We start from the raw sequence: 14,700 nt of genomic DNA, 5'->3' as shown, positions 1-14,700 counted from the left end.
TAAAAAAAATGAAAAAGTTAACTATTGGCTTAATTGGCAATCCTAATTCCGGCAAGACGACGCTTTTTAACCAGCTGACAGGGGCCCGCCAGCGCGTGGGCAACTGGGCTGGGGTAACGGTTGAGCGTAAAGAGGGTCAGTTTACGACAACCGACAACCAGGTCACGCTGGTTGACCTTCCCGGCACCTACTCTTTAACCACCATTTCGTCACAAACCTCGCTCGATGAGCAAATTGCCTGTCACTATATTCTGGGCGGCGACGCGGACCTGCTGATCAACGTGGTCGATGCCTCCAATCTCGAGCGTAACCTTTATCTGACGCTGCAGCTGCTGGAGCTGGGGATCCCCTGCATCGTGGCGCTCAACATGCTCGACATCGCGGAGAAACAGAAGCTGCGCATCGACGTCGATGCCCTCTCCGCGCGCCTGGGTTGCCCGGTGGTTCCGCTGGTCTCGACGCGCGCTCGCGGGATTGATTCCCTGAAGCTCGCCATCGATCGCCATGCGGGGAACCGCGACGTTGAGCTGGTGCATTACGCGAAGCCCCTCCTGCGCGAAGCCCATATGCTGGCGCAGGAGATGGACAACAGTATGCCGGCGAAACAGCGGCTGTGGCTCGGCCTGCAGATGCTGGAAGGCGATATCTACAGCCGTGCTTACGCCGGACACGCGGCTGATAAACTCGACGTAACCATGGCCCGTCTGAGCGACGAGCTGGACGACCCGGCGCTGCACATCGCCGATGCCCGTTACCAGGCCATCGCGTCGATCTGCGATGTGGTCAGTAATGCCCTCACGGCAGAACCCAGCCGCTTTACGGCGGCGGTGGATAAGGTTGTGCTTAACCGCTTCCTCGGCTTGCCCATCTTCCTGCTGGTCATGTACGTGATGTTCCTGCTCGCCATTAACATCGGTGGCGCGCTCCAGCCGATTTTCGATGCCGGTTCCGTTGCGGTCTTCGTGCATGGGATTCAGTGGGTGGGCTACACCCTGCACTTCCCGGAATGGCTAACCATCTTCCTCGCACAGGGGATCGGCGGCGGTATCAACACCGTTCTGCCGCTGGTGCCGCAGATCGGCATGATGTACCTGTTCCTCTCGTTCCTGGAAGACTCCGGTTACATGGCGCGCGCCGCGTTCGTGATGGATCGCCTGATGCAGGCGCTGGGCCTCCCGGGTAAATCCTTCGTCCCGCTGATTGTCGGCTTTGGTTGTAACGTCCCGTCGGTGATGGGGGCGCGCACGCTTGATGCACCGCGCGAACGTCTGATGACCATCATGATGGCGCCGTTCATGTCCTGCGGTGCCCGACTGGCGATCTTTGCCGTCTTTGCCGCCGCCTTCTTTGGCCAGCAGGGCGCGCTGGCGGTCTTCTCCCTGTATGTGCTGGGCATCGTGATGGCGATCCTCACCGGCTTGATGCTGAAACACACCATCATGCGGGGTGAAGCCTCACCGTTTGTGATGGAGCTGCCGGTCTATCACGTGCCGCATCTGAAAAGCCTGGTGATTCAGACCTGGCAGCGTCTGAAAGGCTTTGTGCTGCGCGCCGGTAAGGTGATTGTCATCGTCAGTGTTTTCCTGAGCGCGCTGAACAGCTTTACCCTTAGCGGGCAGGCGGCAGATAACATCAACGACTCGGCTCTTGCCTCCGTCAGCCGCGTCATCACCCCGGTCTTCAAACCGATTGGCGTGCATGAGGATAACTGGCAGGCAACCGTCGGGCTGTTCACCGGTGCGATGGCGAAAGAGGTGGTTGTCGGCACCCTGAATACGCTTTACACCGCAGAGAACATTCAGGAGCAGGAATTTGATCCAGCAGCGTTTCATCTCGGCCATGAACTGCTGGGTGCCGTAGAGGAAACCTGGCAGAGCCTGAAAGATACCTTTAGCCTGAGCGTGCTGGCCAACCCGATTGAAGCCAGCAAAGGCGACGGTGAAATGGCGACGGGCGCCATGGGCGTGATGAGCGAGAAATTTGGCAGCGCCTCCGCGGCCTATAGCTACCTCATCTTTGTTCTGCTCTATATCCCGTGCATCTCGGTTATGGGGGCAATTGCCCGTGAGTCCAGCCGCGGCTGGATGGGCTTCTCTATCCTGTGGGGGTTAAACATCGCCTACTCGCTGGCAACACTCTTCTATCAGACCGTTAACTTCAGCCAGCACCCGCGCTACAGCCTGGTCTGCATCCTCGCGGTGGTTCTGTTTAACGTCATCGTGCTCGGCCTGTTACGGCGCGCGCGCAGCCGCGTCGATATCGACCTGCTGGCGAAGCGTAAAACCGCCGCGACCTGCTGCAATAGCCCGGCGGGCGACTGTCACTAAGGAGCACCTCATGGCATCGTTGATTCAGGTTCGTGATCTGCTGGCGCTACAGGGACGGATGGAGGCCAGACAATTAAGCCTCACCCTGCATACGCCGCAGCCGATGATCGATGCCATGCTGGAAAGGCTTGAAGCGATGGGGAAAGCCGTGCGGATTCAGGAAGACGCGGAAGGTTGCCTCTCCGGCAGTTGTAAAAGCTGCCCGGAAGGTAAAGCCTGCCTCAGGGAGTGGTGGGCACTGCGATAATAAAGCCGGGCTGTGATGCCCGGCTTTATCGTATTACTTATAGACGTCCGCCGTTGCGCGTACGTTTTTGGTCTGCTTTTCAGCACTGGTGACAACGTAGTAGGTTCCACCCAGTTCATCCGCTTTCTTCGACAGCTCTCTTCTTGCGTCCATCGGCGCGGTGGTGTCAGACGTAGAAATCTCACCAATTTTGGTCAGATTCATTCCTGCAACTTTATCTTTTTCCAGCTCTTTTGCCGCAAAGGCGCCAAATGAAAGTGACCCAATAACCAGAGAAGTGACAATACCTGTAACAAGTTTCATAGCCTGACTCTCCATAGGATTGTTGTTTTGATTATCGTAGGCAGAACAACCGCAACGACAAATGGAGTATGGTTGCGGTGTGTTACTTTTTCCAGGCTGGATGGAAAATAATCAGTCGAAACGTTGACTTAACGCAATGAGCGCTGAACAAAATTCCGCCGGATGAGAGATAAACGGGGCGTGCGCGGCTTTGGCAATGACCTGCGACTCGCTCTCCGGCCACAGCGCATCCAGAAGCGGAACCACTTTACGCGGCACCAGGCCGTCAAGGTAGCCATAGATACGCAGGTGCGGCATGGCCAGCGCAGCCAGCGGCTCGCGCAGGTCGACCGTTTTCAGGATCTCCAGCCCGCCATTAAGCACCTCCACCTCCGGCATCGGCAGGGAAAGCACGGTCTGCTTCAGCGTTCTCGCATCCTGACGCGCGGTTTCTGTGCCCATCGTCTGCAGGGCGAGGAAGCGCTCAACGGTCCGCTGGAAATCTTCGCTCAGCTGTTGCTGGAAGCTCGCCAGCACGTCAGGTTTTATACCTGGCCACGCCTCTTGCGCGCTAAAGCAGGGCGACGAGGCCACGGTCACCAGCGCCTTTACGCGCTCGGGCTGCGACAGCGCAATCTGGCTTGCCACCAGCCCACCCAGGCTCCAGCCGAGCCAGATGGCGTTTTGCGGCGCAGCGTCCAGAACCTGCCGGGCCATCTCATCAAGCGACATCGCCCCAAAACCGCGGCTGCGGCCAAAACCGGGCAGATCCACCAGATGCAGGGTGAAATGCGAGGCAAGTTCCTCACTTATGCAATGCCATACTTCTGCATTCAGGCCCCATCCGTGCAGCAGCACAAGATGGCAATTTCCTGTTCCTGCAGTCTGCCACCACAGCGTCTTCATCAGTTACTGTTCTCTTTTTTCACATGGAGGTTGCACATGCTAACAGTGCCAGGCTTGTGCTGGCTATGCCAAATGCCGCTTGCGCTCAGCGGATGGGGTATCTGTTCTGTCTGCACGCGATCGTTCACAAGGCGTATCGCGACCTGCCCACAGTGCGGTTTACCGGCCACGAACCCCGCGTTTCCCTGCGGTCGTTGTCTAAAAAAAGCCCCGCCGTGGCACGCGCTGGTGGCCGTGGATGATTATGTTCCGCCGCTAAGCAGGCTTATTCATTCGCTGAAATTTTCCGGTCAAAGTTCGCTGGCCCCGTCCCTGGCCCGCCTGCTACTGCTGGCGGTTTTACAGGCACGGCGTCAGCGCGCCCTGCCGAAAATCGACAGGGTGGTAAACGTGCCCTTATACCAGCGTCGGCACTGGCGGCGCGGCTATAACCAGAGCGATCTGATCTGCCGCCCCCTCGCCCGCTGGCTTGGCTGTCGGTATGACGCCCGCGCGCTTACGCGTGTTCATGCCACCGCCATCCAGCATCAGCTCAACGCCCGGCTTCGCAAAAGAAACCTCAAAAATGCCTTTCGCCTTGAATTGCCGGTCGACGGCCTCCATATCGCGATTGTGGATGATGTCGTCACCACAGGCAGTACCGTTGCTGAACTTTCCCGACTGCTTTTGCAAAGCGGCGCCGCGTCGGTTCAGGTATGGTGTCTGTGCCGTACCTTGTAGCCCTTCTTCAATGGGCGTATGATTATACCCAGGTAATTTAGTCAACTATTAGGCCAAAGCTATGATCCGTATTTCCGATTCTGCACAAGCGCACTTTGCCAAACTGCTGGCAAATCAGGAAGAAGGGACGCAGATCCGCGTGTTTGTGATTAATCCAGGCACTCCGAATGCAGAATGTGGTGTTTCTTATTGTCCGCCGGACGCGGTGGAAGCCACCGACACCGCCCTGAAATTTGAACAGCTCACCGCCTACGTTGATGAGCTGAGCGCACCGTATCTTGAAGATGCGGAGATCGACTTCGTCACCGACCAGCTGGGTTCTCAGCTGACCCTGAAAGCGCCAAACGCGAAAATGCGCAAAGTCTCTGACGATGCCCCGCTGATGGAGCGCGTTGAGTATCTGCTGCAATCCCAGATCAACCCACAGCTGGCTGGCCACGGCGGTCGTGTCTCCCTGATGGAGATCACCGATGAAGGCTTCGCCATCCTGCAGTTTGGCGGCGGCTGTAACGGTTGTTCCATGGTAGATGTGACCCTGAAAGAAGGGATCGAGAAGCAGCTGCTGAACGAATTCCCGGAACTGAAAGGCGTGCGCGACCTGACTGAACACCAGCGCGGCGAGCACTCATACTACTGATTCTTTGCCCGCCCGTATTGCCCGGTGGCGCTGCGCTTACCGGGCATACGAAACAGTTACTGCATCCGAATCCCAGGCCGGGTACGGCGAAGCCGCCACCCGGCTTTTGTTATCCCGCCCCCCTCTATATGTTGACCTGCGTCTCATAATTCAAATTTAGCCTCCCAGGGTGATTCTCAATCTCGTCATGTTACCCGTATCATTCTCGTGGGCACTCAGCATCCCTATAACAGCCGACTAAACTTAATGGTTTCGAAGGCATCAGTATGAGTGCCGTAAACACTCTGTTCCCAGTTGGGACAATCGGAACTTGTCGTTGAAACAATGACGTTACCCATAACAATTCAAAGGCCAGGTAAATCATGCCATTAGTCATCGTTGCTATCGGTGTTGTGTTATTACTGCTCTTGATGATCCGTTTCAAAATGAACGGATTTATCGCTCTGGTTCTGGTGGCGCTTGCAGTCGGTCTGATGCAGGGGATGCCGCTGGTAAAAGTCATCAGCTCGATTAAAGCCGGCGTTGGCGGCACGCTCGGCAGCCTGGCGTTGATCATGGGCTTCGGCGCTATGCTCGGTAAAATGCTGGCGGACTGCGGGGGCGCCCAGCGTATTGCCACCACGCTTATCGACAAATTTGGTAAGAAGAACATCCAGTGGGCGGTGGTGTTAACCGGTTTTACCGTCGGTTTCGCGCTGTTCTATGAAGTGGGCTTCGTGCTGATGCTGCCGCTGGTATTTACCATCGCGGCTGCGGCGAGCATCCCGCTGCTGTATGTCGGTGTGCCAATGGCTGCGGCGCTGTCCGTTACCCACGGCTTCCTGCCGCCGCACCCGGGTCCAACCGCTATTGCGACCATCTTCCACGCGGATATGGGTAAAACCCTGCTGTTCGGTACCATTCTGGCGATCCCAACCGTTATTCTGGCCGGTCCGGTCTATGCCCGCTTCCTGAAAGGCATTGATAAGCCGATTCCGGAAGGTCTGTACAGCGCGAAAACCTTCACCGAAGAAGAGATGCCTGGCTTTGGCGTCAGCGTCTGGACCTCTCTGGTACCGGTGATCCTGATGGCGATGCGCGCCGTGGCGGAAATGATCCTGCCAAAAGGTCATGCATTCCTGTCCGTGGCCGAATTCCTGGGTGACCCGGTGATGGCAACCCTGATTGCGGTCCTGATTGCGATGTTCACCTTCGGTCTGAACCGCGGCCGTTCAATGGATCAGATCAACGACACGCTGACCTCGTCCATCAAAATCATTGCCATGATGCTGCTGATCATCGGCGGTGGCGGTGCGTTCAAACAGGTTCTGGTCGACAGCGGCGTGGACAAATACATCGCCGCAATGATGCATGAAACCAATGTCTCCCCGCTCCTGATGGCCTGGTCCATCGCCGCGGTTCTGCGTATTGCGCTGGGCTCTGCGACCGTTGCGGCGATCACCGCAGGTGGTATCGTTGCCCCGCTGATTGCGACCACGGGCGTGAGCCCTGAGCTGATGGTTATTGCCGTCGGTTCCGGTAGCGTGATTTTCTCTCACGTTAATGACCCGGGCTTCTGGCTGTTCAAGGAGTACTTTAACCTGACAATCGGTGAAACCATCAAGTCCTGGTCCGCGCTGGAAACCATTATTTCGGTGTGCGGTCTGGTCGGGGTGCTGCTGTTGAATATGGTGGTTTGATGTAAAAAAGCCGGGTGGCGCTGACGCTTACCCGGCCTACATTCCATTCCCTCTCCCCCAGGGAGAGGGTTAGGGTGAGGGTGGAACTACCGCTTCTTGCCCACCCCCCTTCTGCGCTTATCCAAATCCTTAATCAGCCTGTTCACCCCGTCATCGGCAAACATCTTCTCAAGCGTGGTGGAAAGCTTGCGACGCCAGTTCTTGTACTGATAGCTGGTGCCCGGGATGTTGACCGGTTCCGCCATATCAATCCAGTCTTCCGGCTGCAGGCCCAGCAGGGCACTGTTGCTGTCGGCAATGTAACGCTGCAGACCACGGTTGAGCGTCGGAGTCATCGCCATCAGCGATGCCTTATGCCCGGCACGTTTCGGCAGACAGCCATGCTTATGCAGCGCATCCAGCAGGCCCTGCTTTGCCAGCTCGCGATCCTGATACAGGCCGCGAAGCACATCCTCATCCGGATAGAGACCCAGCGTTTTACCGAGCGTCAGATCGCCGCTTTCCCAATAGCCACGAAGCGTAGGAAGGTCATGCGTCGTCGCGACTGCCATTGACTGTTCAGGGTACGCTTTCGGCGCGCGGAAGGTTTTCTCATGGTCGTTTTCAAAATAGAGCACTTTATAGGAGTAAACGCCGCTGTCGCGGAGTTTGCTGACAATTTCCACCGGTACGGTGCCAAGATCTTCGCCGATCACCATGCACTGGTGACGCTTGCTTTCCAGCGCCAGGATCGACAGCAGATCGTCAACCGGATACTGCACATAGGCCCCGTGATCTGCCGTTTCACCGTACGGGATCCACCACAGGCGCAGCACAGACATCACGTGGTCGATACGCAATGCCCCGCAGTTCTGCATGTTGGCGCGCAGCAGGTCGATAAACGGCTCGTACGCGCGCGCCGCCATCACGTGCGGATCCATCGGCGGCAGGCCCCAGTTCTGGCCGAGCGGGCCAAGGATATCCGGTGGCGCGCCGACGGAGGCTTTCAGGCAGTAGAGTTCACGGTCGCACCAGGTTTCCGCACCGCCCTCTGCGACGCCGACGGCCAGGTCACGATACAGGCCGATCGGCATCTTATAGCCCTGGCTCACCTGCCAGCAGGCGGCAAACTGGCTGTACGCCAGCCACTGCAGCCACAGGTAGAAGTCCACTTCATCCGCGTGTTTTTTACAGAAGGCTTTCACTTCCGGCGTGTCGACGGACTGATACGCTTCCGGCCACACCGGCCAGCCCCAGCGCATTTCGTCCTCTTTCACCTGATATGCGTGCAGCGCATCAAATGCTGCCTGCCAGTACAGGCTCTCGCCCTCCTGAGTGACAAACTGACGGAAGGCCGCCATCTGCTCGTCATCGCGCTGCGAAAAGCTTTTCCACGCCAGACGCAACGCGGCCATTTTCAGCGCCGTGACGGTAGAATAGTCCACCCAGTCCGCGTCACGCGCCTGCTTCAGCGCCTGCTGGGTGGTGCTGAGTTTCCACCACGCCTGCGCCTCCTGGCTGTTTTTGAAGTCGTCTAACGCATTAACATCGATATAAATCACGTTCAGCCAGCGGCGGGATGACGGGCTGTACGGGCTGGCGCTCTCCGGGTTGGCCGGATAAAGCGCATGGATCGGGTTGAGGCCGATAAACGCGCCGCCGCGTTCCCCCACGGAGGCCAGCATTTTCTTCAGATCGCCAAAATCACCGATACCCCAGTTGCTCTCTGAACGCAGGGTGTAGAGCTGCACGCAGGCGCCCCACAGCTTTTTACCCTCAAGCAACGCCTGCGGCTCATAGCAGCGTTTTGGCGCGACGATCACCCGGCAATGGAAGCGCTGGTCATCCTGGGTGAGCGTTAAGGAGTGGTAACCCTCCGGCAGCTTTGCCGGAAGGTTAAGGGTCTTACCGCCGGTGGCGTGGCCTTTATGCTGCTGGCCGTCTTCGGTGGTAAGCAGCCAGGTAAACTCGCCGCGCCCCTCCACCGTCAGCAGCATCTTTTTCCCCGAGGTGAAAACCTTCACGTTCGGCACCGGTGCAGCCGACGCTTTCGCGTCGGTTTTGTGCATGGCATCCAGCAAACGTCTTTTGGTGTCGGCGCCAATAGACTGCGGTTTGCCGTGAGCATTAATGTAACTGAGGCTGATCCCCGCCGCCTGCGCGGCGCTGTCCAGACGTTTACTCTCCATCGCGCTTCCTTAGCGTTTTGCCTGCCAGATACGGGCCTGATAATCACGGATTGAGCGGTCAGAGCTGAACATACCGCAGCGGGCAGTGTTCAGAATGCACGCCCGGGTCCACGCTTCCTGGTCGCGATACAGCACGTCGACCTGTTTTTGCGCGTCCACATAGGCTGTGAAATCGGCCATCACCAGATACGGGTCACCGCCGTGTTTGTCCATGCTGTGCAGCATCTGGTCAAACGCGTGCTTATCGCCGTCGCTGTATTTACCGCTTTCCAGCTCTTTCAGTACCGCATCCAGCACTTTGTCTTTCTTGCGCCACTTCACCGGATCGTAGCCTTTGGCCTTAATGGCTTTCACCTCTTCCACGGTGTGGCCGAAGATAAAGATATTCTCTTCACCCACCTTCTCGGCGATTTCGACGTTGGCCCCGTCGAGCGTACCGACGGTCAGCGCGCCATTCAGCGCCAGCTTCATGTTGCCGGTGCCGGAGGCTTCTTTACCCGCAGTCGAGATCTGCTCGGAAATATCCGCCGCCGGGATCAGCATTTCAGCCGCAGAGACGCAGTAGTCCGGCAGGAACACCACCTTCAGCTTGTCGCCCACTTTCGGATCGTTGTTGATCGCCGCCGCCACTTTGTTGATGGCGAGGATGATGTTTTTCGCCAGATAGTAGCCCGGCGCCGCTTTCGCACCGAACAGGAACACGCGCGGTACGCGGTCGGCCTGCGGGTTCTCGCGGATCTCTTTGTACAGCGCCAGAATGTGCAGCAGGTTCAGGTGCTGGCGTTTGTACTCGTGCAGACGTTTGATCTGGATATCGAAAATAGCATGCGGGTTGATCTCAATCCCGGTACGCGCTTTAACAAACGCCGCCAGACGGACTTTGTTCTCCTGCTTAATGGCGCGGTACTGCTCGCGGAATTTTGCGTCGTCCGCATATTTTTCCAGATTGATGAGCTGGTCCAGATCGTTGGCCCACTCTTTCTTCAGGGTTTTGTCCAGCAGACCGGCCAGCAGCGGATTGCACTGCTTGATCCAGCGACGCGGCGTAATGCCGTTGGTCACGTTATGGAATTTGGTCGGCCACAGCTGGTGATATTCCGGGAAGAGGTCTTTCACCACCAGATCCGAGTGCAGCGCCGCCACGCCGTTCACCGCGAAGCCGCTCACCACGCACATGTTCGCCATGCGAACCTGCTTATCGTGGACCACCGCCAGCTTCGCCCAGACCGCTTTGTTGCCCGGCCAGGTTTTATCCACCAGCGTTTTAAACTGGTCGTTAATCTTGTTGATGATCTGCATGTGGCGCGGCAGAAGGTTTTTCACCAGCTTCTCATCCCAGCACTCCAGCGCTTCTGGCATCAGGGTGTGGTTGGTGTAAGCGAAGGTACGGCTGGTAATCGCCCAGGCGTCATCCCAGCTCAGCTGATGCTCGTCGATCAGCACCCGCAGCAGTTCAGGAATGGCAATGGTCGGGTGCGTGTCGTTGAGCTGAATCACTTCGAAGTCCGGCAGCTGCGCCAGCTTGCGACCCGCCAGATGATGGCGGCGCAGAATGTCCGCCACAGAGCAGGCGCACTGGAAATACTGCTGCATCAGACGCAGTTTTTTACCCGCCAGGTGGTTGTCGTTCGGGTAGAGCACTTTGGTCAGTTTCTCGGCGTCGATGCCCTGCTGCTCGGCGCGCAGGAAATCACCGTCGTTGAATTTGGTCAGGTTAAACGGATGCGCATGCTTCGCCTGCCACAGACGCAGCGGCTGCGCCACGCCGTTACGGTAGCCGAGTACCGGCAGGTCCCAGGCTTCGCCGGTGATGGTGAACGCCGGTTCCCAGCGCCCCTGCTTCGTGACTTTCCCGCCAATCCCGACCTGCACATCCAGCTGCGCGTTATGGCGGAACCACGGATAGGTGTTACGGTGCCAGTCGTCCGGCGCTTCCATCTGATGGCCATCGGCAAATGACTGACGGAACAGGCCGTACTGATAGTTCAGGCCATAGCCAATCGCCGACTGGCCGACGGTTGCCATGGAGTCCAGGAAACAGGCCGCCAGACGCCCCAGGCCACCGTTACCCAGCGCAGGGTCAATCTCTTCTTCCAGCAGGTCGGTAAGGTTAATATCGTGCTCTTTCAACACGTCCCCCACCTCCTGATACCAGCCGAGGTTCAACAGGTTGTTGCCCGTCAGACGGCCAATCAGGAACTCCATTGAGATGTAGTTGACATGGCGCTGACCTTTTACCGGTTTTGCCAGAGGTTGAGCATCCAGCTGCTCTGCGAGCGCACCGCTCACTGCCTGCCACCACTGGTGAGGCGTCATTTCGTTAGCAGCATGAAGGCCAAAACGCTGCCACTGACGCGTCAGGGCAGCCTGGAATTGAGCTTTGTTGAAGGTAGGCTGTGACATAGGGGATCGGCATCCTTTAGAAAGAAAACACAAGTTGGCGCTAGTGTGCCTGGCTCATTTCACCTCTTCCTCCTCCCGCGGGGGATTAGACAGGGAGGAGTAGCGGGGATGAGCAGAAAAGTGTGATCGAGGCCACTCTCAGAGCATAGTTCGAGTGTGCCCGGAAGAGGAAATCGTCACCGTGGAGAATGTCAAAGAAATGAAATGCGGTTTCGGCTGAAATTAAAACGCGCTGAAATGATTACTTACGTAGAATAATATTTCTGCAATCAGGTCATTACTAAGGAGATTATTAATCCCCCTTAACTTTACACCGGGTATATTAAATTTTCCGTCACTATCCCTTTCTGAAACCAGTTTCAGCGCAGCCGCAGCACAGCCATACAAGCCAGCACTGACAAGGCATCAAAGCCCTTTCCAGAAAGTTCCGCCATCCGCCTGAATGTTTTGTGACAGAGTGCAAATTCAGAGCCACCAAATTCAGACATAACTTGCAATAGTTAACTTATTGGCCGACCATATATCTATTAATTACGAAGCGCAAAAAAAATAAAATCTCTCGTCCCCACAGTGAAGTGAAACCTATGTTGATTCCGTCAAAATTAAGTCGCCCGGTTCGCCTTGACCATACCGTGGTCCGCGAGCGTCTGTTGGCTAAACTTTCCGGCGCACATAATTTCCGACTGGCGCTGGTTACGAGCCCTGCAGGTTATGGAAAAACAACGCTCATTTCGCAATGGGCAGCAGGTAAGAGCGATCTTGGCTGGTACTCCCTTGATGAGGGCGATAACCAGCAAGAGCGTTTTGCCAGCTATCTGATTGCCGCTATTCAGCAGGCAACCAATGGACACTGCGTCGCCAGCGAGGTGATGGTGCAAAAGCGCCAGTACGCCAGCCTGTCCTCCCTTTTCTCCCAGCTCTTTATCGAGCTGGCCGAATGGCATCGCCCGCTATACGTGGTGATTGATGATTACCACCTCATTACCAACCCGGTGATTCATGAATCGATGCGTTTCTTCCTGCGCCATCAGCCGGAAAACCTGACCTTAGTGGTGCTGTCACGCAATCTGCCACAGCTGGGGATTGCAAACCTGCGCGTGCGCGATCAGCTTCTCGAAGTGGGCAGCCAGCAGCTGGCCTTTACCCACCAGGAAGCAAAACAGTTCTTTGACTGCCGCCTGACGTCACCGATTGAGGCCGCCGAAAGCAGCCGCCTGTGCGACGACGTCGCCGGCTGGGCGACGGCGCTGCAGCTCATCGCCCTCTCAGCCCGACAAAACAACAGCCCGGCACATCAGTCTGCGCGCCGCCTGGCGGGCATCAACGCCAGCCACCTTTCGGATTACCTCGTGGACGAGGTGCTGAACAGCGTTGATCCGGCGACCCGCAATTTCCTGCTGAAAAGCTCGCTGCTACGCTCCATGAACGATGCGTTAATCGTGCGCGTGACGGGGTGTGAAAACGGTCAGCTACAGCTTGAAGAGATTGAACGTCAGGGCCTGTTCCTGACCCGCATGGACGACCCCGGCGAGTGGTTTAGCTATCACCCGCTGTTTGGCAGCTTCCTGCGCCAGCGTTGCCAGTGGGAGCTGGCGGTTGAACTGCCGGAAATTCACCGCGCCGCCGCCGAAAGCTGGATGGCGCAGGGCTTCCCGAGCGAAGCCATTCACCACGCCCTGGCGGCGGGTGATGCCAGCATGCTGCGCGATATCCTTCTCAACCATGCGTGGGGCCTGTTTAACCACAGCGAACTGACGCTGCTGGAAGAGTCGCTTAAAGCCCTGCCGTGGGAAAGCCTGCTGGAGAACCCGCGTCTGGTCCTGCTTCAGGCCTGGTTGATGCAGAGCCAGCATCGCTACAGCGAAGTGAACACCCTACTGGCCCGCGCGGAGCAGGAGATGGAAAGCAACATGGATACGCCCCTGCACGGTGAATTTAACGCCCTGCGGGCCCAGGTAGCAATTAACGACGGCGACCCGGATGAGGCTGAACGCCTGGCGATGGTTGCCCTGGATGAACTGCCGCTCGCTAACTTCTACAGCCGGATTGTTGCCACGTCGGTACACGGTGAAGTGCTGCACTGCAAAGGCGAGCTGACGCGCTCCCTGTCGCTAATGCAACAAACCGAGCAGATGGCGCGTCGCCATGATGTCTGGCATTACGCGCTGTGGAGCCTGATCCAGCAAAGCGAAATTTTGTTCGCGCAGGGGTTCCTGCAGGCCGCCTGGGAAAACCAGGAAAAAGCGTTCCAGCTGATTCGTGAACAGCATCTTGAACAGCTGCCGATGCACGAGTTCCTGCTGCGTATTCGCGCTCAGCTCCTGTGGGCATGGTCGCGTCTGGATGAAGCCGAAAGCTGCGCCCGCCAGGGTGTGGACGTCCTCTCCAGCTTCCAGCCTCAGCAGCAGCTGCAGTGTCTGGCGCTGCTGGTGCAGTGCTCGCTGGCGCGCGGCGATCTCGATAACGCCCGCAACCATCTTAACCGCCTGGAAAACCTGCTCGGCAACGGTCAGTATCATAGCGACTGGGTTTCAAACGCCGATAAGGTCCGGGTGATTTACTGGCAGATGACCGGCGATAAAAAATCCGCCGCCAACTGGTTACGCCAGACGCCAAAACCGGAATTTGCCAATAACCACTTCCTGCAGAGTCAGTGGCGCAACATTGCCCGCGCGCAGATCCTGCTTGGTGAATTAGAGCCCGCAGAGATTGTGCTGGAGGAGTTGAACGAGAACGCGCGCAGCCTGCGTCTGATGAGCGACCTCAACCGCAACCTGCTCCTGCAAAACCAGCTCTACTGGCAGGCGGGCCGTAAAAACGATGCGCAGCGCGTGCTGCTGGAAGCGCTACAGCTGGCTAACCGCACCGGGTTTATCAGCCACTTTGTGATTGAAGGTGAAGTGATGGCGCAGCAGCTGCGTCAGCTGATTCAGCTCAATACGCTGCCGGAGCTGGATCAGCATCGCGCCCAGCGCATTCTGCGCGAGATTAACCAGCATCATCGCCACAAGTTTGCCCATTTCGACGAGAACTTCGTTGAACGTCTGCTGAACCACCCGGAAGTGCCGGAACTGATCCGTACCAGCCCGCTGACTCAGCGCGAATGGCAGGTTCTGGGGCTGATCTATTCCGGTTACAGCAATGAGCAGATTGCCGGTGAGCTGGCGGTGGCGGCGACCACCATCAAAACGCATATCCGCAATCTGTATCAGAAGCTGGGGGTGGCGCATCGTCAGGATGCGGTGCAGCATGCGCAGCAATTGTTGAAGATGATGGGATACGGAGTATAAGTCCTTTGCGGTCTGATGCCCTCACCCCGGCCCTCTCCCAC

Annotated in this window: 10 protein-coding genes; 6 read left to right on the top strand and 4 right to left on the bottom strand. The window is 57.3% G+C overall.

Annotated elements, in window-relative coordinates; translation table 11 throughout:
• Nucleotides 1-8 precede the first annotated feature (8 nt).
• Entirely contained in the window at nt 9-2,327 is a 2,319-nt protein-coding gene (gene feoB, locus C5687_RS12340) for a Fe(2+) transporter permease subunit FeoB (RefSeq protein ID WP_045285983.1), read from the top strand.
• A gap of 10 nt (nt 2,328-2,337) precedes the next feature.
• Nucleotides 2,338-2,574 carry a [Fe-S]-dependent transcriptional repressor FeoC gene (gene feoC / locus C5687_RS12335; protein WP_025758111.1) on the top strand — a complete coding sequence of 79 codons (237 nt, stop codon included), beginning with the start codon at nt 2,338-2,340 and terminating at the stop codon, nt 2,572-2,574.
• Nucleotides 2,575-2,607: 33 nt separating this feature from the next.
• Here feoC and C5687_RS12330 read toward each other — a convergent pair whose 3' ends face one another.
• A complete protein-coding gene (locus C5687_RS12330; RefSeq protein WP_025758113.1) occupies nt 2,608-2,877 on the bottom strand; it encodes a YdgH/BhsA/McbA-like domain containing protein in 270 nt (89 codons plus the stop codon).
• Between the two features lie 111 nt (nt 2,878-2,988).
• The gene (bioH, locus tag C5687_RS12325; RefSeq protein ID WP_045285985.1) at nt 2,989-3,762 is read right to left on the bottom strand and encodes a pimeloyl-ACP methyl ester esterase BioH; all 774 of its coding nucleotides are present in this window, start codon (nt 3,760-3,762) and stop codon (nt 2,989-2,991) included.
• A 36-nt stretch (nt 3,763-3,798) separates the two neighbouring features.
• Between bioH and gntX the strand changes: the two genes are divergently transcribed.
• From gntX to gntT, 3 genes are all read left to right on the top strand, one after another.
• Nucleotides 3,799-4,482 carry a DNA utilization protein GntX gene (gntX, locus tag C5687_RS12320; RefSeq protein WP_047959620.1) on the top strand — a complete coding sequence of 228 codons (684 nt, stop codon included), beginning with the start codon at nt 3,799-3,801 and terminating at the stop codon, nt 4,480-4,482.
• A 61-nt stretch (nt 4,483-4,543) separates the two neighbouring features.
• Nucleotides 4,544-5,119, top strand: a complete 576-nt coding sequence (gene nfuA / locus C5687_RS12315) for a Fe-S biogenesis protein NfuA (RefSeq protein ID WP_008503055.1) — start codon at nt 4,544-4,546, stop codon at nt 5,117-5,119.
• A 362-nt stretch (nt 5,120-5,481) separates the two neighbouring features.
• Entirely contained in the window at nt 5,482-6,798 is a 1,317-nt protein-coding gene (gene gntT / locus C5687_RS12310) for a gluconate transporter (protein ID WP_024907902.1), read from the top strand.
• A gap of 86 nt (nt 6,799-6,884) precedes the next feature.
• On the opposite strand, the gene malQ is transcribed toward gntT, so the two are convergent.
• Together malQ and malP are read right to left on the bottom strand one after the other, a co-directional pair.
• The gene (gene malQ / locus C5687_RS12305) at nt 6,885-8,966 is read right to left on the bottom strand and encodes a 4-alpha-glucanotransferase (RefSeq protein WP_104557021.1); all 2,082 of its coding nucleotides are present in this window, start codon (nt 8,964-8,966) and stop codon (nt 6,885-6,887) included.
• A gap of 9 nt (nt 8,967-8,975) precedes the next feature.
• Nucleotides 8,976-11,369: a maltodextrin phosphorylase gene (malP, locus tag C5687_RS12300; protein WP_045285988.1), complete on the bottom strand. Its 2,394-nt coding sequence runs from the start codon at nt 11,367-11,369 to the stop codon at nt 8,976-8,978.
• A gap of 584 nt (nt 11,370-11,953) precedes the next feature.
• On the opposite strand from malP, the gene malT reads away from it, so the two are divergent.
• Nucleotides 11,954-14,659: an HTH-type transcriptional regulator MalT gene (gene malT, locus C5687_RS12295; RefSeq protein WP_045285989.1), complete on the top strand. Its 2,706-nt coding sequence runs from the start codon at nt 11,954-11,956 to the stop codon at nt 14,657-14,659.
• The last annotated feature ends 41 nt before the right edge of the window (nt 14,660-14,700 follow it).

The sequence above is a fragment of the Enterobacter sichuanensis genome, from assembly GCF_002939185.1.
Classification (GTDB): Bacteria; Pseudomonadota; Gammaproteobacteria; order Enterobacterales; family Enterobacteriaceae; genus Enterobacter; species Enterobacter sichuanensis.
Note: the sequence above shows the minus strand (reverse complement) of the source record. Positions and strands in the feature narration are given on the sequence as shown.

Bases quoted from the DNA above. Each gene is read 5' to 3' on its own strand.
- feoB (WP_045285983.1), top strand. From the start codon at position 9: ATGAAAAAGTTAACTATTGGCTTAATTGGCAATCCTAATTCCGGCAAG.
- feoC (WP_025758111.1), top strand. From the start codon at position 2,338: ATGGCATCGTTGATTCAGGTTCGTGATCTGCTGGCGCTACAGGGACGG.
- C5687_RS12330 (WP_025758113.1), bottom strand. From the start codon at position 2,877: ATGAAACTTGTTACAGGTATTGTCACTTCTCTGGTTATTGGGTCACTT.
- bioH (WP_045285985.1), bottom strand. From the start codon at position 3,762: ATGAAGACGCTGTGGTGGCAGACTGCAGGAACAGGAAATTGCCATCTT.
- gntX (WP_047959620.1), top strand. From the start codon at position 3,799: ATGCTAACAGTGCCAGGCTTGTGCTGGCTATGCCAAATGCCGCTTGCG.
- nfuA (WP_008503055.1), top strand. From the start codon at position 4,544: ATGATCCGTATTTCCGATTCTGCACAAGCGCACTTTGCCAAACTGCTG.
- gntT (WP_024907902.1), top strand. From the start codon at position 5,482: ATGCCATTAGTCATCGTTGCTATCGGTGTTGTGTTATTACTGCTCTTG.
- malQ (WP_104557021.1), bottom strand. From the start codon at position 8,966: ATGGAGAGTAAACGTCTGGACAGCGCCGCGCAGGCGGCGGGGATCAGC.
- malP (WP_045285988.1), bottom strand. From the start codon at position 11,369: ATGTCACAGCCTACCTTCAACAAAGCTCAATTCCAGGCTGCCCTGACG.
- malT (WP_045285989.1), top strand. From the start codon at position 11,954: ATGTTGATTCCGTCAAAATTAAGTCGCCCGGTTCGCCTTGACCATACC.